Genomic DNA, 21,691 nt, shown 5'->3' on the forward strand with positions numbered 1-21,691 from the left:
AGAGAAGTGTGGCGGCACCAGACGGGCCGTTGGCTATGTAACAACCCTGATGACCCGGACTACCAGGTGGGTGCCGCGTGATGTAGGCCACGGCCAGCATCAGAGGCAGCTCCCGTTCAGAGATGTAAGGTCGCCGGGATGTGAGAGCCTGACGCGAACTCCAGTCACCGCCACGACGATGAACATGGGCCTTTGCGGGGCTTTGCTCAAGCCTCACTGCCATCTGCCCCGGCAAGGGCTTCGAGGCGCTCTGCAGCCTTGACGATGGTTTCCGCAGCGCGGGCGCGGTCGGCGCGCCGGCGGGCCTCACCCTGCGAGATCGTTCCCTTGGCATCCAGCAGTTGGGCTTCCAGCGCCTCGGCCTTGCCTTGTGCCTCGCGCATCTCGTCAGCGACGATCAGCGACGCCATGAGCAGAAGGCGCAGCTCGCCGATCTGGCCAACCTTCTCGGCGAGATCGCGCACATGGGTGTCGAGATGCCCGGCCAGCTCTTTGAGATAGGCTTGCTGGCCCTCCTCACATCCGATGGTAAAGGGGCGTCCGTTGAGGGAGATGGTGACCTTCGACATTAGCGGCCCTCCTCCCTGAACAGATCATCGGGTCCGCTATCGGCAAGCCCGGCCCCGGAATCGCCGCTTTCAGCTCGCTCATCGCCTCTGCAGCGCGGCGCTGGCTCGCTCGCAGCCTCGGCCAGTTCCGCTTCGCTGGAGCGCGCGGCATCGAGCTGTTCGGCCAGCCGTGAACGGTCCTCGTCGGCATGGCGGGCGGCGCGCGCATCGCCTTCTGCTCGCCATGCGGCTGGACAGCTGACCAAGCCGGGCTTCCACGGCGCCGATGGCGGCCAGCAGCCGGGCCTCGGCCTCGCTCAGAGGGTCGCTATCAGGAGTTTCGGCGGGCGGGGTTGCGGTCATGGGCGTTAAAATCCGCTCTTGCGTGCAAAAGTTCAAGTGTCAGATGAGGTGTGCGCGCGCTTCTATACACCGGGTTTTCAAGCCCGTCCCCATCCACTAGACAGGCGGCGGCGGGGATAAGGCCGGTTATTGAAGGGGTTGGGACGTGGAACGCGAAAATGACAGGCTGGCGCACGCCTTTGCAGACATCTGTCTGAAAGCCGCCATTGAGGTGATGGATGTCTATGACAGCGGCTTTGTCGTTCAGTCCAAGGATGATCGCTCGCCCGTTACAGCCGCCGATACCCGCGCCGAAACGGTCATTCTCGAAGCGCTCAGACACGTAATGCCGGGTGTGCCGGTACTGGCCGAGGAAAGCTTCTCTGCTGGCGTGCGGCCCGACATTAATGGCGATTTCCTGCTGGTCGATCCGGTGGATGGCACCAAGGAATTCATCAACCGCAATGGCGAGTTCACCATCAATATCGCCCTCATCTCCGGGCGGGTGCCGGTAGCGGGCTGTGTCTATGCACCGGCCCTGAAGCGCATCTTCATTGGCGGAAAATCAGGCTTTAGCGGCACTTTTCCACCGGGCGCAAAACTGGACGCAGGCGCGCTGTCGCCGATGCAGGCCCGCGCCATGCCGCAGACGGGCCGTATCGCGGTGATGAGCCGCTCTCACGCCGATGACCAGACCCGCGCCTTTGCCGCCGCCGAAGGGGTGAGCGAGACCGTCAGCGCCGGGTCATCGCTGAAATTCTGCCTGGTCGCAGATGGCAGCGCAGACCTCTATCCGCGCTTTGGCCCCACCATGGAATGGGACACCGCCGCCGGTCATGCTGTGGTGCTGGCAGCGGGCGGCAATGTCACCTGCCCGGACGGATCGCCCTTCCTCTATGGCAAGACAGAGACCGGCTATCTCAATGGCGCGTTTGTCGTGCGCGGGCGTCAACCGGCCTGACCAGAGGCCGCCGGGTCAACAGGTCCAGCGGGCTATAGGCCAGCATGCGGGCGAAATCGGCTGCTGCAACCTTGCGGGCGGACTGCACCGCCTGGCGCTTCTCCCACAGGCCGGGCAGGCCCTTGAATGCATCTTTGAGCGCGCGGCCAAACAGGGCGAAATGCCCGAAGCGCGCCGCCGACGCCCATAGAGCCAGCGTCATCGCCAAGTGTAGCGGCAGGGTCAGGATGAGCAGCGGAAACGGCATGGTCTTCACATAGGTCCACAGCCGGTTGCGCGTGCCGTGATAGGTGGCAAACACCGAGCGCCGCCCGCTGGACCCGTAGCCGACATGATCGACCACCGCGCTCTGCACATGGATGGCGGTATGCCCGGCCAGACGCGCGCGCGCGCCAAGGTCCACATCCTCGACATAGCAGAAATAGTCTTCATCAAAGCCGCCCAAATCCTCAAACACATCGCGGCGGATCATCATGGCGGCGGCGCAGGGCGCGAAAATCTCGCCATCGGGCGGGGAGGCCATCTCGCGTCCATAGGCGCCGCGATAAGGGATGCCTGTGATGTGCCAGACATCGCCTGCCCCATCGAGCACGCCCGCATGCCCCGCCGCGCGCTGGGTGGAACCAAAGAGACTGGCGTGCGGATAACGCTGCGACGCCGCCATCAGCTGTTCCAGCCAGTCCGGCACGGGGAAAGCATCGGGGTTTAAAAGGACCAGCCAGCGCGTATCGGCCATCGCCGCCAGCCGGTTATTGCCGCCCGCAAAGCCCAGATTGGTGTCGGAGACGACCAGCTCGATCCCGTCTGGCATGTCAGCCGGGGTCAGCTTGCCGGTCTGCGAGCCGTTTTCCAGCACCAGTATGCGCGCCGGGCGAAGGGACTGCGCAGCGAGGGCGGCTTTGAGCTGCGCCCAGTGCTGCGCGCTCTCATAGGCGACGATCAGGATCGTGACGTCGGCAACCATCCCGCTCGCCGCCACCGCCACTAGCCTATAGCCGGGCCGGGCAGCAGGCGCGCGCGGATCGTCCCCTCCAGCGCATTGATCCGGTCAAGGAAGTCTGCCGGCAGATCACCTTCCAGATCGGCCAGCGCATAGCCGATCTCGGCATCGGTCTGCAGGAACTGGGCGGCCACGTTCGCGCCCGCCTTTTCGGCTGCATCATTGAGACGGCGCAGGAAGCCGGGCGCGTTGATATGGGGCACGGCCACGCGGGTGCGGCCCGCCTTGATCGGCCCCGGCTCCACTTGCGGGAAGTTCACCGCGTGCCCGGTCGAGCCCAGATAGAGATATTTGGCCAGCTTGATCGCGCTGTCCTGACCGATGGCGGCCTGCGCCTCCAGCGTTGAACCGCCAATATGCGGGGTAAGGATAACGTTCTTGAAGCGCTGCAGGGGCGATTCAAACGTGTCGCCCTTGGCGCTCGGCTCCACCGGGAACACGTCCACCGCCGCACCGGCCAGATGTCCGCTGTCCAGTGCCGCCGCCAGTGCCTCAATGTCCACCAGATCGCCCCGCGCCTGATTGATCAGGAAGCTGCCCGGCTTCATGGCGCGGATGCGCTGCGCATTCATCAGATTGCGTGTCTGCGGGCTGGAAGGGACGTGCAGCGTGACCACATCACACTCGGCCAGCAGGGCCTCAAGGCTCTCCATGGGCCGCGCATTGCCGTGGGCGAGCTTGGGCTCCACATCGTAATAATAGACATGCATGCCCAGCGCCGAGGCCAGCACCGAGAGCTGGGCGCCGATATTGCCGTAGCCGACAATACCGAGCTTCTTCTTGCGTACCTCGTTGCAGCCATCGGCGCTTTTCAGCCAGCCGCCTTCATGGATGGCAAACATCTTTTCCGGCACGCGGCGCATCAGCATGATGATCGAGGCAAGGGTGAGCTCGGCCACCGAGCGCGTATTGGCGAAGGGCGCGTTGAACACCGGAATGCCCCGGCGCGCCGCTTCGGCCAGGTCAACCTGGTTGGTACCGATGCAGAAACACCCCACCGCCTGCAGGTCCGGCGCGGCGTCGAGGATGTCTGCATCGATATGGGTTCGCGAACGGATGCCCAGCACCGACCGTCCCTTGAGCGCGGCCTTCAGCGCCACAGGCTCCGGCGATCCCGAGGCGCGGATTATCTCCATCGGACCATAGCTGGTCAGCGCGCTGTCAGCATCTTCATGAACATTTTCGACAAGGAGGGCGCTGAATGGAGTGTTGCTCACGGTAGGGACGGGCCTTCATTTCTGGAGTTGCTGCACTGCGGCACGGAGCATGCGCCTGCCCGGCGTCCTCTTGCAACACCCTTGCTGGAATCAGGACGGCGCCGAGGGCAGATTTACCGTTACCGGCTGGCCGTCCACCATCACCGGCTGGTCCGCCGCCTCAAGCCGGTCAACACGCAGCAGGGCCAGCGCGAAGCCCTGCCCGCCGGACAGTATTTCGCCGAGCGGTGTTTCGCCTGCCGTGACGGGCGCACCTTGCGCAAAGCCGCCCTGCCCGGTCAGATAGGCTGTCCGCTTCCTGACCCCGCCCTTGCGGTGCATGCGGCTGGCCACTTCCTGTCCGACAAAGCAGCCTTTCTTGTAATCGATCATGTGCAGAAGATCGTGGTTCACATCGGTGGAGAACACCTCCGTCGGGCCATAATCGAGCGGCATTTCGGTCACGTACGCCGCCGCATTGGCCGCGAAATAGCCGGATGTGTCTTCGCCAATTTCCGCCGTAGCAGGCACAATCGCCCGCATGCCCAGCCCCGGCCCGCGCGGGTCCGGCGCCAAGGCCAGTGCGGCCGCTTCCAGTGCCGCCGTCCCGTCACCGCGCGCCGCCGCGACGGCCAGATCATCGCGCAAGACCAGCTCTGCCTTGGCGCGCAGCCTATAGAGCGTGAACCGCTTCAGGAGCGCATCAGCTTCGCTTCGCGGCACGTCGACAAACAGCCCGCCCTCGCCATCATCGAGGAAGATGAAATCGGCCAGCACCTTGCCTTGCGGGGTCAGTAGCGCCGATCCGAGCGCCTTGCCGGGCGTGACGCCTTGCGGACCATTGGTGACGACGCGCTGCAGGAAGTCGCGCGCATCCGTTCCGGTGATATGGATCACGGCGCGGTGGGAAAGACGGGTGAGGAAGCCGGTGTCTGACATGGCTTCGATGTGGCCCATCCATCGCCTGGCTGCAAGGGTGTCACTGGCGTGTCATTTGCCCCTTGCCGCTTTATCGGCAATCATCACCCACCGGCATTGAAGGAGGGGGCGATGTTTGGACGGGGCAAGGACCGCCTGCGCAGTGCCAGAGCCAGCTTTCAGGACGTGCTGACGGCTCTGCCCTACCGGCAGGCCATATCGTTTGATCCCGGCCAGCCAAACCTCATCACCCACCAGCTCAAGCATGGCGACTATCTGGCCGGCGTCGGTACCGACAGTCTCGGCTCTGCCATCGCCATCATGAAAAAATTCCGCGACTGGGCGAGCGTGCGGGCCAGCACGACGCTGCTTCGCAAGGTGGAGGCTGTCTGCCCCGACATATTGTTTGATCTCGAACAGAAGCTCTCCTTCACCAGTAATCTGGTAGAGTACTCGCTGGATTTCATGGACTGGGCGCAAAAAGCCCTGCAGGCCGTGGACGATGCAAGGGCGGCAGGTGACAGGCAGCGCACGGCGGACGCGCTTGTTACGCTCGTCACCGGCTTTGCCGCCTATATCAGCCAGATCGGCAGCTATTATCATGATTTCCAGAGCTATTTCGGCAAGGAAACCTATGACCGCTACCGCGAGAATCTGAACACGCTGGCCAATGATGACCGGCGGGCCATCCACGCCTTCTACGCGCATTTCGAAGTGGCCGTCGCCAGTATGGGGCGCATATACGGCCAGGAAATTCCTGCCATCCGCGCCATGGGCGAGATGCCGCCCGCCTTCATCGTCAAATGGGCGGTCTCGCTCGCAGGCTCGATCCAGAAACTCTATGGCAGCGCGCTCGATCTGCTGCAGCGCTGAAGCGCCGCGGCGGCTTGATCTGGCGGGCAGGCCCGCTCTGCGCTAAGCCACGCGCCATGACGCGAATTCTCTTCATCACAGCGACGCGTATTGGCGACGCCATCCTCTCCAGCGGCCTGCTGGACCATGTGCTGCGCACCCATCCTGATCCGCGCGTGACGATTGCCTGCGGGCCGCTGGCCGCGCCGCTTTTCCGCGCCGTGCCGGGGCTGGAGCGCGTCATCGTGATGACCAAGAAGAAGGGCGGCGGCCACTGGTTCGATCTGTGGCGGCAGACCGTGACACAACGCTGGGACATCGTGATCGATCTGCGCGAGAGCGCGACGAGCTGGTTCCTGCTCGCGGGCAAGCGCCATGTGAAGCGCAACTGGCCGGGCGATGGCGCGCCGGTTCACCGGGTCGAGGAGGCGGCGGCCTTTCTGGGCATATCGCCCGCGCCCTCGCCCGTGCTCTGGCTGGATGATCTGGCGCGCGCGCGTGCTCGCGCCCTGATGCCCGATGCGCCGGTACTGGCGCTGGCACCCGCCGCCGCTGCGCGCTTCAAGGAATGGGCGCCGGAGCGCTTTGCCGGGCTGGCCCTGGCCCTCACGGGTCCCGATGGCGCGCTGGCGGGCGCGCATGTCGCCATTTTCGGTGGACCGGGCGATAAAGCCACCGCGCGCGCCGTCACCTCGCAGCTGGACCCTGAGCGCACGCACGACTTTACCGGCCAGCTTGATGTGCTGGAAGCGGGTGCCTGCCTTTCCCGCGCGGCCTTGTTCGTGGGCAATGATAGCGGGCTGATGCACATGGCAGCCGCAGCGGGAACGCCGACGCTCGGCCTGTTCGGGCCAACCGATGAGCGCGTCTACGGGCCCTGGGGCCGCCAGACCGCGACCGTGCGCGCTGGCGGGCAGGCCGATGAGCGCACGCGCGACCGGCTGAAAACGTCCGAGACCGGCCTGCTGGCCGATCTGGAGCTTGCGCCCGTGCTGGCCGCGGCGGACAATCTGATCAGACAGGAGAGCGCAGCATGAGCGAGACATTCGACACCCTCATCAAGGGCGGCACAATCGTCAGCCATGCCGGGCGCATGAAGGCCGATATAGGCATTCGCGATGGCCGCTTTGCCGCCATTGGTGATCTCTCCGCTGCCAGTGCGGGCGAAGTGATCGACGCCAAGGGGCTGCACGTATTGCCCGGCGTGATCGACACGCAGGTGCATTTCCGCGAGCCGGGCCTTGAGTGGAAGGAAGACCTTGAAAGCGGCAGCCGGGCTGCGGCTCTTGGAGGCGTGGTGTGCGTCTTTGAAATGCCCAACACCAACCCGGCCACCACCACGCCGGAGCTGATGGCCGACAAGGTGAAGCGCGGTACACACCGCATGCATACCGATTTTGCCTTCTATGCGGGCGCAACGAAGGAAAACGTCCACCTGCTTCGCGAGATGGAGCTGATGGCCGGGTGCTGCGGCGTGAAAGTGTTCATGGGCGCGTCCACCGGCGATCTGCTGGTCGATACAGATGAGGGCGTGGCGGCTGTCCTGAACGTGATTGAGCGGCGCGCGGCCTTCCATTCGGAGGATGAATTCCGCCTCGCCGACCGGCGCGCGCTGGCCCGTCATGGCGACTGGACGAGCCATGTGGAGGTGCGTGACGACATCGCTGCCATGCAGAGCACGCAGCGCCTTGTGCGCCTCGCGCGCGAGGCGGGCAAGCGCATCCACGTGCTGCACATCTCCACTGCTGACGAGATCGACTATCTCCAGCACCACAAGGATGTTGCCAGCGTCGAGGTGACGCCCCAGCACCTGACCCTGGCTGCGCCGGAATGCTATGAGCGCCTGGGCGCCTACGCCCAGATGAACCCGCCCGTGCGCAACGCAAAGCATCGCGAAGGGCTGTGGCGCGGCGTCGATCAGGGCATTGCCGATATTCTCGGCTCTGACCACGCGCCGCATACGGTGGAAGAAAAGTCCAAGCCCTACCCGGCCTCGCCGTCGGGCATGCCGGGCGTGCAGACGCTGGTGCCGCTGATGCTGGATCATGTGAGCAAGGGCAGGCTGACGCTGGAGCGCTTTGTCGACCTGACGAGCCACGGGCCGCAGCGCGTGTTCGGGCTCGCCAACAAGGGCCGTATTGCCGCCGGATACGATGCCGATCTGACGCTGGTCGATCTGCACGCGGTGCGCACGATTGAAGAAAGCTGGCTGGCCTCTCGCTGCGGCTGGTCGCCCTTTACTGGCGATACCGTCACCGGCTGGCCGATGGCGACCATTGTGCGCGGCAAGGTCGTGATGCGCGATGACGAGCTTGTCACGCCGTCAACCGGCGAAGCGGCCCGCTTTGTGGAGACGCTGGGGGCGGTTTAGGGGGCTTCCCCTCGCCCTTCGAGACGCGCTTACGCGCTCCTCAGGGTGAGGGGAATGTGCCGTGGCCCTCATGCTGAGGGCGAGCGAAGCGAAGCGTCTCGAAGCACGAGGGCCTCACCCGGCAAATTTGCGCAGCCGTCTAGTCGATCAAAGGGCCTTGCATGCCCATTGGAAAATTTGTCCAGATTATTGATGGTTCCCTTACCACGACACATTGATGTAGGCTTCTGGGTTAAAATTCTAAGTTCTTTATTATACTAGCATGTTGGGAGCTGCCGAGTGCTGGGGGAGCGCATTCAATCCAATGATAGAAGGAAAATCGAGCTGGAAGTCGTTTCGCAACGGGCTCGATTGCGGCTGACGCGGTTCTTTAGAGACCAAACTCAAGCATCAGGCCCGGAGAGTGATACGATCCGGATAGTGCGTATAAACCGTATAATCAATCTCATGAACACGGTCCGGGGAAACAAAATTTATCTCCTCGAAATGTGGGATGACGATTACGCCGTTGGAGAATATGGATGGCATCTCGGCGAACTTGAGCTGATATTTCGCCGGCCATCGACATTGGAGTTAGTCGACGGACTGGCGGACCTTATTTCCGAGGGGCTGATCTCTTCCAAAGACGTAAATTCCATTTTTAAAGATGACGGTGTCGGTATTCAATTCGCCCACAATGATGATGAGTCGCTGATTGTAAAACTCACTCCTGTGGAGGAACTGCCTGACGAAGAGCTGGAACCTTCCGAGCACACCAACATGCGAAAGCTCTTCGATCGCATGGACCGGGCTCTTGAAGCTTCTGACTGGCCGCTCGTCGTTCACACAGCGGCATCAGTTTTTGAGACGCTGGCCAAGTCAATCGTTACAAACCCAACTGTTCAAAACCAGAGTTTAGGGTCATGGTTTGCGCTTTACAGAAAACATTCGACTTTATCAGACAGCATTTTAGATGAAATCAAAAGCATATTCGATAAAAGAAATACAGAGGCCCTCGCCGGGCATGGCTCAACGGTGGACCCGGCAACCACCGAGAAAGAGGCCCGCGTGATGAGGGAATTGACGAGAACTATTGTGAAGCTTGAGCGTGAGCTATCTGTTATTTCACCGCAATTTTCATCGCCATAGCATCTCGAATGGCCTCCGAGCTTTTGCTCTCCACCCGCGCAAGGCAGCACCGTTTAGAGCCTCAGCGACTCGCCGGGTCCCGCCTGCGGCAGGGGCAGGTATAGCGGGTGATGACAAGGCCAGCCTCACCCCAGCTCGATCACCGCATCGACCTCTACCGCTGCGCCGAGCGGCAGGACCGGGCACGCGACAGCAGAGCGGGCGTGGCGGCCCGCATCGCCAAACACTTCCACCATCAGGTCTGAACAGCCATTGATGACTTTGGGAATGTCGGTGAAGGCAGGGTCTGCGGCGACAAAGCCGCCAAGGCGCACTACGCGTTTTATGCGGTCCAGATCACCCTCACAGGCAGCGGCGAACTGGGCGATGAGATTGAGCCCGCACAGGCGCGCAGCGGTTTGTCCTGCGGCCACATCCATGTCCTTGCCAAGCGTACCCTTCACCAGCCCATCCGGCCCGATGGAGACCTGGCCCGACACGAACACGAGATCGCCCGAGCGTACGAAGGGCACATAGTTCGCCACCGGCGCGACGGCCTGCGGCAGGGTGATGGACAGCTCTGCAAGGCGTTTGGCGATCTGGGACATGGGGAACTCCTGGAAGAAAAAGGCCTGTCTTGGCCGGGGCACCAACGGTTTCTCCCCCCGTTTACGGGGGGAGTGGCCCGAAGGGCCGAGGGGGGGGATTGCATGAACAAGTTCCCCCCTCCGCCTTCTTCGAAGGCACCTCCCCCGTGAACGGGGGAGGACAAGTCTGCCTAAAACCGCTCGACAGCCATCGCCGTGGCTTCGCCGCCACCAATGCAGAGCGAGGCTACGCCGCGCTTCTGGTCGTGCTTTTCCAGCGCCGATAACAGCGTGACGAGGATGCGTGCGCCGGAGGCGCCAATCGGGTGGCCGAGCGCGCACGCCCCGCCATGCACGTTGATGACATCGTGGGAGAGCCCCAGATCCTTCATCGCGATCATCGGCACGCTGGCGAAGGCTTCATTGATCTCGAACAGGTCCACGTCTTTCGTGGCCCAGCCCGCACGCTCCATCACCTTGCGCATGGCAGGAACCGGCGCAGTCATGAAATAGGCCGGCTCGTGAGCATGCGCCGCCGTGGCGACGATCTTCGCGATGGGTTTGAGACCCCGGCGTTCAGCCTCGGACAGGCGCATCAGCACCAGAGCCGCCGCGCCATCAGAGATGGCAGAGGCATTGGCCGCCGTCACCGTGCCGTCCTTGGTGAAGGCCGCGCGCAGTTCCGGGATTTTCTCAGGCCGCGCCTTGCCGGGCAGCTCGTCATGTTCAACCGTCACATCGCCCTTGCGGGTGGAGATGGTGACGGGGGCAATCTCGCGCTTGAAAATGCCGTCCTCGGCCGCCTTCTTGGCGCGTGAGAGCGTCTCGATGGCGTAGGCGTCCTGGTCCTCGCGGGTGAACTGGTATTCCTGGGCCACCATGTCGGCATAGACGCCCATCGCCTTGTGCTCATAGGCATCTTCAAGCCCGTCGAGCGCCATGTGGTCTTTCAGCGTGTCATGGCCATATTTGAAGCCGCCGCGATGGGTCGGCAGAAGGTGCGGCGCGTTGGTCATGGATTCCATGCCGCCCGCCACGATCACATCGGCTTCGCCAGAGGCAATCATCGCGCGGGCATAGATCGCCGCCTGCATGCCAGACCCGCACACCTTGTTGAGCGTGGTGGCCTGAGCCGATTTGGGCAGGCCCGCCTTGATGGCGGCCTGACGGGCGGGCGCCTGGCCCTGACCGGCGCTCAGCACATTGCCCATGAAGACCATGTTGACGTCGTCGCCGGCAACACCGGCTTCGGCCAGAGCCGCCTTGATGGCAACAGAGCCGAGCTCGGGCGCGGCAACCGCCGCCAGATCGCCCAGTAGCCCGCCCATGGGGGTGCGCGCCATGCCCACAATGACGATGGGATCGTCTGCGCTCATGATTATCTCTCCTGTTTCAGGATGAAAGGGTTATGCATTTTGAAAACTGGCGCGCATGTGAAGGCCCCGCGCCGCGCTGCGTCAAGGCTTTTCGCAGGTGCAATGTCAGGCGCGGTCCAGCGCCACCGCCTCGGCGAGTATCACCGCCAGCCCCTCATCGAGATCATCAGCCGCGTAGATTTTCACATGGCGCAAGGCCTTGCCGCTGCCCTCGACACGCACATGAGCGGCCAGCTCCGCGCCCCGGCTGAACTGCAGATTGATGTGCGCCTTGTGGGGCACGATAGCGCACACCAGCGCCTCACCCTGATACCAGGGATAGCCCCATTTCATCAGTTCGGTGAGGTGGGGCGCACGCGCCCGGATCCAGCCGCGCACCTCACGCGCCAGCGGGGCAGTGGCCTTTTCGCGGTCCAGCTTGTCGAAATAGGCGTCTGCACTCATGCGGCTTGCACTTCAGACCGGGTAGCGCGAATCCAGCCCCCGCCGAGCACGCGCGATTCTTCGTCCACGCTGTAGAAGACGCACGCCTGACCGGGGGCCACACCTTCCTCGCCCGCCGCCAGCGTCACACTGACAGCGCCGTCTGCACTCACATGCAGGCTGGCCGGGCTCGGCGGGCGCGTGGAGCGGACTTTCACCGCGACCTCCATCCCGTCGGCATCGACCAGCGCGCCATCGCCAATCCAGTTCACATCGGCAAGCTGGATGGTGCGCACGGCGAGCGCCTCGCGCGGGCCGACAATCACCTGCGCGTTGGCGGCATCGAGGCGGATCACGTAGAGCGGCTCGCCGGTCGCCACGCCAAGCCCGCGGCGCTGACCCACCGTGTAGTGGATGACGCCATCATGGAGCCCCAGCACCCGGCCATCGGTGTGGACGATCTCGCCGGGCCGGGCCGCATCCGGGCGCAGGCGTTTGACCACGCTGGCGTAATCGCCATCGGGTACAAAGCAGATGTCCTGACTGTCGGGCTTGGCCGCCACGATCAGGCCCAGCGCCAGAGCCAGCTCGCGCGTCTGGTCCTTGGTCAGATGGCCCAGCGGGAAGCGCAAGTAATCCAGTTGTTCACGCGTGGTCGCGAACAGGAAGTAGGACTGGTCCTTGCCGTGATCCTCGGCGCGCAGGAGCACCGGCCCGCCTTCGCGGTCCTCGCGGCGGATGTAGTGCCCCGTCACCAGCGCAGCCGCGCCCAGTTGCTGCGCGGTGCTCAGCAGATCGGCAAACTTCACAGACTGGTTGCAGCGCACGCACGGGATCGGCGTGGAGCCCGCCAGATAGGTATCGGCGAAGTCTTCCATCACCGCTTCCTTGAAACGGCTTTCATAGTCGAGCACGTAATGGGCAAAACCCATGGCCTCGGCCACGCGGCGTGCATCATGGATGTCCTGCCCGGCGCAGCACGCGCCCTTGCGGTGGATGGCTGCGCCATGATCGTAGAGCTGCAGAGTCATGCCGACGACCTGATAGCCCGCACGGTGCAGGATGGCCCCGACGACGGATGAGTCCACGCCGCCGGACATGGCCGCGACCACGCGGTGATCTTGCGGGTTACCGCCCAGCCCCAGAAACTCGCCCGACAGGCCAAACTCGGCCATCAGCGCGTCCACACGCGCCGTATCGGCAGCCGGGTTGGCAGAAAGCGTGTCGCGCAGGCCCCCTGCGGGGCGCGCTTGGATAAGGGTCGTCATCTTTTTTCCTTTCCCGCCGGTTCAAGGCCGGTGGCAATGGGTGTCAGGCGCGGCATATAGCGCATGGAGGCGGCAAATAGAAGGCACCGCCGCGCAGCCCCCGCCATTAGCACGGCGTTTACGATTATTACGGGTTTCAATGGATTTCCGGCGGCGCGGCGCGCAGACTTCCTCTCATGAACGCTGCCTTCGCATCCGGTGTTTCGGGCTTTGCCTCTGCCACGGCTCTTATGAACCGCGCGGCAGACCGGGTGTCTGGCGTTCGTGACCTGACCATCCCCGACCGCTCTTCCCGCGCGGTCAACACTCCAGGCGCGCCTGCCGGCCCTTCCCCCCAGGACCCCGCACCCGGCGGGCGCGTCACTCCTTCCCCCGACTACGCCGCAGCCGCCGTGGACATGATCCGGGCGCAAAACCTCGCCGCCGCATCGGGCGCCATCGTGCGTGCCGCTGACGACATGGTTGGCGCGCTGCTGGACGTGAAGGCCTGACCCTTCAAATCCTGCGACCGGCCCCTTAACCTTGCGCTGCAGCAGGAAGGGGTGATCCATGACCGAGACGATGCGCCGCCGCGCGCAGTACCGCAGGCTCGCCTTCCGGCTGGAATCCTGGATGCGCACCCGGCTGTGGGCCCAGGTCATGGCCGGGCTCGTGCTGGGCGTACTTACCGGTCTGTTGCTGGGTCCTGAAGCCGGTCTCATCCCCCGCGATACGGCGGAGCTGATTGGCGGCTGGCTTGCCCTGCCCGGCAGCATCTTTCTGTCCCTCATCAAGATGGTGCTGATGCCGCTGGTCCTGTCCTCCATCGTACTGGGGCTGGCCGCGAGCGCGTCCGACCCTGCGGGCCTGCGCGCCTCGGGCACGCGCCTTGCCGGATTCGTAGGTGTCACAACGCTTGCTGCGGCCCTGCTGGGGGCGACGCTGGGCCTGACCATCGCGCCGGGCACGCTGATCGATCCGGCCACAGCCGAGGCCGTGGCGGGCGATGCGCCGCTGGTGTCTGATGCCACAGAAGAGGCCCCGGCCAATAATGACCGGCTGGGCGAGATCATCCAGACCGCGCCGGATCTGATCGTGGGACTGGTGCCGGACAACCCCCTCGCCTCCGCCGTCCAGAACGAGATGCTGGCGATCGTGATTTTCGGCCTGTTCCTCGGCGCAGCCTATGTCAGCTCCACCAACAAGACCCGGCTCGACCCGTTGCTGGGCGTGTTCGAGGGGCTTCTGGAAGTCTCCATGACCGTGGTGCGCTGGGCGATGTATATCACGCCCTACGCGGTGTTCGGCCTGACGGCCCAGCTTCTCGCGCGCCTTGGCCTGGGATCGCTCGCGGCGCTGGGGGCCTATGTCGGCACGGTGCTGATCGGGCTGGCTATCCTCCTGATCCTCTATCTGGCGCTGGTCGCTTTGCTCGGCCGGATGAACCCCTTGAAATTCCAGTCGGCGGTCGGCGAAGCGCAGCTGCTTGCCTTCTCCACCTCCTCATCCGCCGCTGTCATGCCGCTCTCCATCCGCATCGCGGTGGAAAAGCTTGGCGCGCCGCCCTCCATGGCAAGTTTCGTCATCCCGCTGGCCGCCACCGTGAACATGGCCGGCACGGCGCTCTATCAGGCGGTCGCCGTGATCTTCGTCGCGCAAGTGGCCGGCGTCACGCTGGCTCCAGGCGAAATCGCCATTATCGTGCTGACGCTGGTCGCCTCATCCATCGGCGCGCCGGGTGCTCCGGGTGTCTCTATCGCCATTCTCTCCGGGCTCATCGCCAGCTTCGGCATACCCCCCGCCGGGCTGGTCTTTGTTCTGGGCGTGGACAGGTTCCTCGACATGGCGCGCACATCGGTCAATGTAACGGGCGATCTGGCCGCGACGCGGATTCTCGCCGTCAGCACGCATCGCAAAAACGAGGACTGAAGAGCGCACAAATGGCTTCTGTGAATGTAGATCTTGTCCTTGATCCGGTGTGTCCATGGTGCTGGCTTGGCCATCGCTACTGGCAGGCGGCGCAGGCCCTTGTGCCGGAAATCCCGGTGGAGACCGTGCTGCGCCCCTTCCAGCTGGATGCCTCCATCCCCAAGGCTGGCCTGCCCTATCAGGACTATATGAGGAAGCGCGTCGGCGAAGACAGTCAGGGCCGCTTCAAGGCCATGCGCGAGCATCTGGAAGCCGCAGGCCCCGAAGCAGGCATCGTCTTCAATTTCGATGAAATCCCCATGCGCCCGAACACGATGGATGCGCACCGGCTGATCCGCTGGGCGCAAGGCCAGGGCAAGGGGGCAGACGCTGCCGAAGCCCTGTTCAAGGCCTATTTCGAGGAGCGGCGCGATATAGGCGCGGCCTCAGAACTGACCGCGATAGCAGAGAGTATCGGGCTGGATGCAAATGTGGTGGCCGACCTTCTCTCCACCCATCGCGACAAGGATGTGCTGGAGCGCGAGGAGAAATTCTACCGCTCGCTGGGCGTGGCGGGCGTACCCTGCTTCATCTTCAACGGTGCCTTCGCCGTCTCTGGCGCGGAAGCACCGGACGTGCTCGCCGGCGCCATTCGCAAGGCCGCCAGCCTGCCACCGGAAGAAGACGCATGATGCGCGCGCTGGTGCTGGTTTCCGCTACTGCGCTGGCGGCATGCTCGCCTGGCCCGCGCACCCCGCCTGACGGGGCCGAACAGGCCCGTTTCATTGCCGTGTGCAGCGAGCGCTTTGATTATGGCGATGAAGCCTGCACCTGCCTGTCAGAACGCGCCGCGCGCCGCTTTGATGCAGTAGCCTACTCCATCCTGATCGAGTCCATGACCGGCGAGCCAATCCGCGCGCGCATGGACGCCACCGGGCTCAATTCCAGCGTCCAGGGCGCGCTCAGCCGCTTCGTTGCCGAGACCGCCCTATCCTGTTATCCGGAAACCTGATTGCGCGCAGCTGCGGCGCGCCCGATAGTGCGCGGCAAAGGCTGAGCTCAATCAGCCTAGCGGGAGGACTATCACCATGACACCAGTGGCCGTTGCCGGTCTGTATATCGGCATCAATCTGCTCATTCTGCTCGCTCTGGCGTGGAACGTGATCTCTGGCCGCCGGGCCAGCAAGGTCGGCTTTGGCGATGGCGGTGATGAAAGCCTCGCCCGGCGTATCCGGGTGCATGCCAATGCGACTGAATGGGTGCCGGGCATGCTCATCGGCCTGCTGACGCTGGCACTGCTCGACGCGCATATTTACGTGCTGCACGCGCTGGGTATCGCGCTGACGCTGGCGCGCGTGCTGCACGCCTTCGGCCTGACAGGCAGTTCCGGCACCAGCTTTGGCCGGTTCGGCGGCGCGCTGATCACGCTTCTGGTCTATCTGGCGGGCAGTGTTGCCATTCTCTGGTACGCACTGACCTGATTGCGGGGCGGGTGATTGCCCGGCGCGCGGCACACCGCTATAGCCGGTGACCATGACCGATAAAGCCCGAAACACCGCCGCATCGCCCGCCAGCGGGCCGAGCACCGAAACCCTGCTGCCGCTGGCTGAAAGCCTGCTCAAACGCGCCATGGCCGCCGGGGCCGATGCCGCCGAAGTAATCCTGGGCGAAGCGCGCTCGCTGGAAGTCTCGGTACGCGAAGGCGCGCTGGAGGATGTGGAGCGCTCTGAAGGGCGCAGCGCGGGCCTGCGCGTCTTCATCGGCAAGCGCATGGCAGGCACAAGCTTTTCAGACCTTACCGACGAGGGCGCGAGCCTTGCGGTGGAGCGCGCCATCGCCATGGCGCGCGTGGCGCCTGAAGACCCGTATTGCGGCCTTGTCGAGCCTGACCAGCTCGCCCGCACCATCCCCCATATCGATCTTTACGAGAATATGGACTGGGATGCAGGCGCGCTGGAGGCCGAGGCGCTGGAAATGGAAGCCGCCGGACGCGCCGTTGACGGGGTGGCGATGATTGCCAGCTCAGGCGCCAGCCTGTCGGCCAGCGCCGCTGTCATGGTCACCTCCACTGGCTTCACCGGCGCCAAGCTTGGCTCCATGGCATCGCGCGGGATCGCGGCCATCGCAAAATCGGGCGAGCTGATGGAGCGCGATTACGACCAGCATTCCATGCGCCAGCGCGCCGCCTTGCGCAGCGCAGAAGAGCTGGGCCGCTCTGCCGGTGAGCGTGCCGTTGCCCGCCTCGGCGCCGAAAAGATGAAATCCGGCAAAATGCCCGTCGTCTTTGATGAGCGCGTGGCGACCAGCTTCCTCGGCGCGCTGCTGGGCGCGATCTCCGGGCCGTCAATCGCGCGCGGCACATCCTTCCTGCGCGACAAGAATGGCGCGCAGATTTTCGCCGAGGGCATCGACATCGTTGAAGACCCGCTAAAGCCCTGGGGCCATGGCAGCCGCGCCTTTGACGGCGAAGGCGTCGCCACGCGCCCGCGCGCCATCATCGAGGATGGCGTGCTGACCGGCTGGCTTCTGAACGCCGCCAGCGCCCGCCAGCTCGGCCTGCCGCTCACCGGCCATGCCAGCGCCGATCCGGGCGGCCCTCCGGGGGTCAGCGTCTCCAATCTGCACCTCGCGCCGGGCGAGCGCTCGCGCGCCGAACTCATCGCGGATGCGGGCAATGGCCTGCTGGTGACAGAAATGTTTGGCGCCTCGCTCAATTCCAATACCGGCGACTGGTCGGTCGGTGTAGCAGGGCATCGCATCGAGAACGGCAAGATCACCGGCGCAATCAGCGAGAGCACGGTGGCGGGCAATATGCTGGACATTTTCGCCCGGCTGCAGCCCGGCAGCGATCTGGAATTCTCTGGCCGGATCAACGCCCCCAGCGTGCTGGTGGACGCGCTTTCCGTTGGCGGGCGATAGCGCGGATATTGACCTTCTGGTCGGAGCGGCGCGCGACGCTGGCCACCTCGTCATGGACTATTTCGGCGAAGGCTCGCGCCTGAAGCACTGGGAAAAACGCCCCGGCGATCCGGTCAGCGCGGCAGACATGGCCGCCGATGCCTTCCTGAAAGACACGCTGCTGAACGCCCGGCCCGATTATGGCTGGCTGTCAGAGGAAAGCCGGGCAGAACCCGGCTCATCGGGCCGCGTCTTTGTCGTCGATCCGATTGATGGCACCCGCGCCTTCATCAAGGGGCGTACTGACTTTTGCGTCTCGCTGGCCATCGTGGAAAACGGCCAGCCCATAGCCGCTGTGATCTGCGCGCCTGCGCGCGGGGAGTTCTACACCAGTGTCAGCGGCGAGGGCGCGCTGTGTAACGGCGAACGCCTGCAGGTCTCGCAGCAAACCGCCATCGCCGGGGCAAAGCTGCTGGGCGATGCGGGGCGGCTGGGCGATCTGCGCTCCATCGGGGCTGAGACCATCCACATCAATTCTGTGGCGCTGAGGCTCGCCCTCACCGCCAGCGGCCAGGCCGACGGGCTGGTAGCGGTGCGCCCTAAAAACGACTGGGATCTGGCGGCAGGCCACCTCATCGTGACCGAGGCAGGCGGGCGCCTCTCCTCGCCGGACGGCGTGAAGCTCCGCTATGATGAAGGAAGCCACCGCCAGCCAGCGCCCATCGCCGCTGGCCCGGCGCTTCATGCTTTGCTATTGGAGCACCTAGCCCTGCGATCAAAGGAATCACCATGAGCCAGCAGCTTCTCCATCTCGTGATTGGCGGCGAACTGACCGAGGTTCGTCCCGATGTTCACGAGTTCAAGGATTTCGGTGCAGTAGAGTTTGTCGGCGCGTTTCCCGATTATGAGAGCGCACGCATGGCCTGGAAGGCCGCCGCGCAAAACACGGTCGACAATGCCCATATGCGCTTCTTCATCATCCACGCCCACAAGCTGCTGGACCCCGCAAATGGCGGGCCGCAGGGCTAAGAGGCAAGGACGCTGAACGATCCCGCCCTTCCGGTACGCTCCGGCCCGCAATCGGCCGGAACGCTCGCGCTCGCCGCGCGGCTGTTTTCCGGCTGGATCGCGCCCAGATGGCCTTTGCTCCTGCTGGGCCTCTTCCTCTCTGCCGTCACGGCCGCCTCTGTTAGCGGTTATGCGCTGGTGGTTCGCGAGATGACGGTGCTGATGGAGCTGCGCGATGCGCGCGTCATCTGGCTGGCTCCGGCCATCGTGCTGCCGCTGGTACTGATCCGCAGCCTCAGCCTCTACTGGCAGACGCTGGCCACCAACCGGCTGGCCCTGTCGGTGATGCGTGATCTGCAGACCGCCATGTATGCCCGCCTGATGGAGGCCGACTTTGCCCGCCTGCAGGGCGAGGGCGCAGGCTCGCTGGTCTCGCGCTTTACCAATGACATCACCACCTTGCGCGAAAGCCTTGTGCGCGCCGCCAACAACCTCACCCGCGACACGCTGCAGGTCATTGGCGGGGTGGCGGTGATGATCTGGCTGGACTGGGTGCTGGCACTTTTGCTGCTGCTTATCCTGCCTCTGGCTGGCGCGCCGGTGCTGCGCATAGGTGCGGTCATCCGCAAGCGTTCGCTCAGCGTGATGAGCCAGATGGGCAATGTGACGAGCTTTCTGGAAGAAACCCTGAGCGGCACGCGCCTCATCAAGACCTTCTCGCTGGAAAACTACGCCCGCGGGCGCTCACGTACGGCCTTTCAGGAACGCTTCCAGCTCCTGCAGGCCATGGTCCGCGACCGCTCCAAGATCGAACCGCTGATGGAGATCGCCGGCGGTGTCGCGCTGGCGGGCATTTTCGCCGTCGCGGGCTGGCGCATGGCGACAGGCGATAGCGATGTGGGCCGCTTCCTTGGCGTGATCACCGCGCTGCTGATCGTCAGTCCTGCCTTACGCGCGCTCGGCTCGCTGGCCGGTGCCATACAGGAGGGGATGGGCGTGCTGGAGCGCGTCTTCAACCTGCTCGATGAAGACCCGCGCCTTGTCGAGACCGCCGGGGCCAAACCGCTCAAAACCAAAGGCGGCGCGATTGCGCTGAAGGATGTGCAGTTCGCCTACGGACCCGAGGCACCCGCCCTTAACGGCGTCTCGCTGGAGGTGCCTGCCGGCAAGACAGTTGCGCTTGTCGGCCCGTCCGGTTCCGGCAAGACCAGCGTGCTCAATCTCATCGCCCGGCTCTACGACCCGCAATCGGGCCGGTTGGAGATAGACGGGCAGGACATCGCCAATGCGACGCTCGCCAGCGTGCGCGGCTCGCTGGCGCTGGTCAGCCAGGACACGACCCTGTTTGACGACACCATCGCCGCCAATATCGGCTTTGGCGCGCTGGACGCCGGTCAGGACGCCATCGAGGCCGCCGCAAAGGCTGCCGATGCGCACGATTTCATCATGAGCCTGCCCGGCACTTACGAATTCCGGGCCGGGCCGCGCGGCAATCTGCTCTCCGGCGGACAGCGCCAGCGCATCTCCATAGCCCGCGCGCTTCTCAAAGACGCGCCCATCTTGCTGCTGGATGAAGCCACGTCCGCGCTGGATTCACAGTCCGAAGAGCGGGTCCAGGCGGCGCTGGAGCGCCTGAGCGCCGGGCGCACCACGCTCGTCATTGCGCACCGGCTCTTCACCGTACGCAATGCAGACTGGATCTATGTGATGGATCAGGGCCGGGTGGCCGAAGAAGGCCGCCATGACGATCTGGTCGCTGCAGGCGGGCTCTATGCCCAGCTATGCCGTATCCAGTTCCGCGACGGCGATCAGGCGACGTAGAGCGTATCCTCGTCGGCTTCCGAGCGCAGCCAGGCCTCGGCGGCCCCGACATCTTCAAACAGATAGGCTTCATGGCCAGTGATGCTCAGGGCACGCCGCCATATACGTGAAAAGGCGCAATCCATCTCACGCGCCACAATGGCAACCCGGCACGCCGGCATCTGACGGCAGCACGCCTCCGCCAGCTCGATAGCGATGCCACTCTCCAGCGCCGCATGGGCCCCGGAAGCATCAAACAGCACCTTGCGGGCCGGCTGGCTGAGGAAAAAGTTCAGGAAGCTGGCTGTGCCCTCGGCGAAGGCTGCTCTGTCACGCGCGCCAGCAACAGCAACAATCACAATCGAGCGATCAGGGCTCAGTGATAGGTGTTGACGGCCCATATGCCCTCCCAATGGAGAACAATATTGCCATGGGAAAGGTTAATATCCGGTGGTCCCTGATACCGGTATCATTCCCGGCGCAGCAGGCGTTCTGTGAGGATTGAGCCCCACCAGCTGGCCATGAAACCATCATGACAGGCCTGCCGGTCATACTCGGTTCTTACCCAGGTCAGGAAATCGACCGGCTCTTTCGCATTCCGGTCCAGATAGAGCTGGAAGAAATGATCCAGCATGCCGGTCTTGCCCTGCTTCACATGGCCATATTTGAGCGAGAGATGCGAGATCGCCTCTTCCACCGGCTTTCCCTCATGCAGGATGAGGTACATCACGGCGACGATGCCCGCCCTGTCGGAGCCGGACTTGCAGTGCATGAAGGCGGGGTACTCGATGGTGTTGAAGACCTCAATCAGCCGCTCGATACGCTCGACATAGGGCGCCTCGCGTGAACCCCAGCCCAGATCGATCACGGTCATCCCGTGCTTCTTCGCGGCCCAGTGTTCGAGATCGTAATAGGCCCTGCCGGGCTGTACGCCACGCAGATTGAGGATGGTTTTGAAACCCTCCTCTGCCAGCCAGGCAATACGCTCCGGGTCAGGCTGATTGCCCCGCCACATCTGCCCGCCGACATGGCGGTGATTGTGCCAGGCCCGGCGTAGCACGCCATGATCGTCCCACATGAGGCTGTTGCGGGCACGCGCCAGAACGGCCGGATCATCAAAATTCTCGCTCATGGAGGGCGGACTTAAGC

The 21,691-nt window shown here is 64.2% G+C and carries 25 protein-coding genes and 1 other RNA gene; 14 read left to right on the top strand and 12 right to left on the bottom strand.

Going from position 1 to position 21,691, the window contains the following annotated elements:
* Positions 1-10: 10 nt before the first annotated feature.
* From ssrS to X907_RS11640, 3 genes are all read right to left on the bottom strand, one after another.
* A non-coding RNA gene (gene ssrS / locus X907_RS14805) (6S RNA) lies at positions 11-170 on the bottom strand.
* A gap of 36 nt (positions 171-206) precedes the next feature.
* Positions 207-569 (bottom strand): cell division protein ZapA, encoded by a 363-nt coding sequence (locus X907_RS11635; RefSeq protein ID WP_127568186.1) that lies wholly within the window; start codon positions 567-569, stop codon positions 207-209.
* Positions 569-814, bottom strand: coding sequence for a hypothetical protein (locus tag X907_RS11640; RefSeq protein WP_127568188.1), 246 nt, complete (start codon positions 812-814; stop codon positions 569-571). Before X907_RS11640 ends, X907_RS11635 begins: the two co-directional genes overlap by 1 nt.
* A gap of 242 nt (positions 815-1,056) precedes the next feature.
* Here X907_RS11640 and cysQ point away from each other — a divergent pair, with 242 nt between their 5' ends.
* Positions 1,057-1,851, top strand: coding sequence for a 3'(2'),5'-bisphosphate nucleotidase CysQ (cysQ, locus tag X907_RS11645; protein WP_233352331.1), 795 nt, complete (start codon positions 1,057-1,059; stop codon positions 1,849-1,851).
* On the opposite strand, the gene X907_RS11650 is transcribed toward cysQ, so the two are convergent.
* From X907_RS11650 to ygfZ, 3 genes are all read right to left on the bottom strand, one after another.
* On the bottom strand, positions 1,811-2,815 hold the full coding sequence (locus X907_RS11650) for a glycosyltransferase family 2 protein (RefSeq protein WP_127568190.1): 1,005 nt from the start codon (positions 2,813-2,815) through the stop codon (positions 1,811-1,813). The two genes, cysQ and X907_RS11650, sit on opposite strands and share 41 nt — an antisense overlap.
* Before the next feature lie 20 nt (positions 2,816-2,835).
* Positions 2,836-4,068, bottom strand: coding sequence for a phosphoglycerate dehydrogenase (serA, locus tag X907_RS11655; protein WP_127568192.1), 1,233 nt, complete (start codon positions 4,066-4,068; stop codon positions 2,836-2,838).
* Positions 4,069-4,158: 90 nt separating this feature from the next.
* On the bottom strand, positions 4,159-5,004 hold the full coding sequence (gene ygfZ / locus X907_RS11660; RefSeq protein WP_127568194.1) for a CAF17-like 4Fe-4S cluster assembly/insertion protein YgfZ: 846 nt from the start codon (positions 5,002-5,004) through the stop codon (positions 4,159-4,161).
* Between the two features lie 93 nt (positions 5,005-5,097).
* Between ygfZ and X907_RS11665 the strand changes: the two genes are divergently transcribed.
* The 4 genes from X907_RS11665 (at position 5,098) to X907_RS11680 (ending at position 9,316) form a co-directional block, all read left to right on the top strand.
* The gene (locus tag X907_RS11665) at positions 5,098-5,838 is read left to right on the top strand and encodes a hypothetical protein (protein WP_127568196.1); all 741 of its coding nucleotides are present in this window, start codon (positions 5,098-5,100) and stop codon (positions 5,836-5,838) included.
* A gap of 56 nt (positions 5,839-5,894) precedes the next feature.
* On the top strand, positions 5,895-6,854 hold the full coding sequence (locus X907_RS11670) for a glycosyltransferase family 9 protein (protein WP_127568198.1): 960 nt from the start codon (positions 5,895-5,897) through the stop codon (positions 6,852-6,854).
* Positions 6,851-8,188, top strand: a complete 1,338-nt coding sequence (locus X907_RS11675) for a dihydroorotase (protein WP_127568200.1) — start codon at positions 6,851-6,853, stop codon at positions 8,186-8,188. Before X907_RS11670 ends, X907_RS11675 begins: the two co-directional genes overlap by 4 nt.
* A 279-nt stretch (positions 8,189-8,467) precedes the next feature.
* The gene (locus X907_RS11680) at positions 8,468-9,316 is read left to right on the top strand and encodes a hypothetical protein (protein WP_127568202.1); all 849 of its coding nucleotides are present in this window, start codon (positions 8,468-8,470) and stop codon (positions 9,314-9,316) included.
* Positions 9,317-9,441: 125 nt separating this feature from the next.
* Here X907_RS11680 and X907_RS11685 read toward each other — a convergent pair whose 3' ends face one another.
* The 4 genes from X907_RS11685 to mnmA all read right to left on the bottom strand — a co-directional run bounded on the left by X907_RS11685 (position 9,442) and on the right by mnmA (position 12,841).
* Entirely contained in the window at positions 9,442-9,903 is a 462-nt protein-coding gene (locus X907_RS11685) for a RidA family protein (protein ID WP_127568204.1), read from the bottom strand.
* Between the two features lie 170 nt (positions 9,904-10,073).
* Positions 10,074-11,258 (bottom strand): thiolase family protein, encoded by a 1,185-nt coding sequence (locus X907_RS11690; RefSeq protein WP_127568206.1) that lies wholly within the window; start codon positions 11,256-11,258, stop codon positions 10,074-10,076.
* Positions 11,259-11,363: 105 nt separating this feature from the next.
* The gene (locus tag X907_RS11695) at positions 11,364-11,702 is read right to left on the bottom strand and encodes a DUF1801 domain-containing protein (RefSeq protein WP_127568208.1); all 339 of its coding nucleotides are present in this window, start codon (positions 11,700-11,702) and stop codon (positions 11,364-11,366) included.
* Positions 11,699-12,841, bottom strand: a complete 1,143-nt coding sequence (gene mnmA / locus X907_RS11700) for a tRNA 2-thiouridine(34) synthase MnmA (protein ID WP_127569494.1) — start codon at positions 12,839-12,841, stop codon at positions 11,699-11,701. The genes X907_RS11695 and mnmA overlap by 4 nt, the downstream gene beginning before the upstream one ends.
* A gap of 284 nt (positions 12,842-13,125) precedes the next feature.
* On the opposite strand from mnmA, the gene X907_RS11705 reads away from it, so the two are divergent.
* The 9 genes from X907_RS11705 to X907_RS11745 all read left to right on the top strand — a co-directional run bounded on the left by X907_RS11705 (position 13,126) and on the right by X907_RS11745 (position 20,563).
* Complete coding sequence (locus X907_RS11705; protein WP_127568210.1) at positions 13,126-13,440, top strand: hypothetical protein; 315 nt, start codon at positions 13,126-13,128, stop codon at positions 13,438-13,440.
* 58 nt (positions 13,441-13,498) lie between these two features.
* The gene (locus X907_RS11710) at positions 13,499-14,857 is read left to right on the top strand and encodes a dicarboxylate/amino acid:cation symporter (RefSeq protein WP_127568212.1); all 1,359 of its coding nucleotides are present in this window, start codon (positions 13,499-13,501) and stop codon (positions 14,855-14,857) included.
* An 11-nt stretch (positions 14,858-14,868) separates the two neighbouring features.
* The gene (locus tag X907_RS11715) at positions 14,869-15,528 is read left to right on the top strand and encodes a DsbA family oxidoreductase (RefSeq protein WP_127568214.1); all 660 of its coding nucleotides are present in this window, start codon (positions 14,869-14,871) and stop codon (positions 15,526-15,528) included.
* The gene (locus X907_RS11720; RefSeq protein WP_127568216.1) at positions 15,525-15,848 is read left to right on the top strand and encodes a hypothetical protein; all 324 of its coding nucleotides are present in this window, start codon (positions 15,525-15,527) and stop codon (positions 15,846-15,848) included. The genes X907_RS11715 and X907_RS11720 overlap by 4 nt, the downstream gene beginning before the upstream one ends.
* Before the next feature lie 76 nt (positions 15,849-15,924).
* Entirely contained in the window at positions 15,925-16,317 is a 393-nt protein-coding gene (locus X907_RS11725; RefSeq protein ID WP_127568219.1) for an MAPEG family protein, read from the top strand.
* 52 nt (positions 16,318-16,369) lie between these two features.
* Positions 16,370-17,755 (top strand): TldD/PmbA family protein, encoded by a 1,386-nt coding sequence (locus tag X907_RS11730; protein WP_127568221.1) that lies wholly within the window; start codon positions 16,370-16,372, stop codon positions 17,753-17,755.
* Positions 17,742-18,527 (top strand): 3'(2'),5'-bisphosphate nucleotidase CysQ, encoded by a 786-nt coding sequence (locus tag X907_RS11735; RefSeq protein ID WP_233352335.1) that lies wholly within the window; start codon positions 17,742-17,744, stop codon positions 18,525-18,527. The genes X907_RS11730 and X907_RS11735 overlap by 14 nt, the downstream gene beginning before the upstream one ends.
* Positions 18,524-18,763 carry a DUF4170 domain-containing protein gene (locus tag X907_RS11740; protein WP_127568222.1) on the top strand — a complete coding sequence of 80 codons (240 nt, stop codon included), beginning with the start codon at positions 18,524-18,526 and terminating at the stop codon, positions 18,761-18,763. The genes X907_RS11735 and X907_RS11740 overlap by 4 nt, the downstream gene beginning before the upstream one ends.
* Before the next feature lie 12 nt (positions 18,764-18,775).
* Positions 18,776-20,563 (top strand): ABC transporter ATP-binding protein, encoded by a 1,788-nt coding sequence (locus X907_RS11745; protein WP_127568224.1) that lies wholly within the window; start codon positions 18,776-18,778, stop codon positions 20,561-20,563.
* Here the strand turns inward: X907_RS11745 and X907_RS11750 are convergent.
* Positions 20,551-20,943, bottom strand: a complete 393-nt coding sequence (locus X907_RS11750) for a hypothetical protein (RefSeq protein ID WP_127568226.1) — start codon at positions 20,941-20,943, stop codon at positions 20,551-20,553. The two genes, X907_RS11745 and X907_RS11750, sit on opposite strands and share 13 nt — an antisense overlap.
* 68 nt (positions 20,944-21,011) lie before the next feature.
* A complete protein-coding gene (locus X907_RS11755) occupies positions 21,012-21,674 on the bottom strand; it encodes a protein tyrosine phosphatase family protein (protein ID WP_127568228.1) in 663 nt (220 codons plus the stop codon).
* Between the last annotated feature and the right edge of the window lie 17 nt (positions 21,675-21,691).

The organism is Glycocaulis alkaliphilus, from assembly GCF_004000605.1.
In the GTDB taxonomy this organism is placed as follows: Bacteria; Pseudomonadota; Alphaproteobacteria; order Caulobacterales; family Maricaulaceae; genus Glycocaulis; species Glycocaulis alkaliphilus.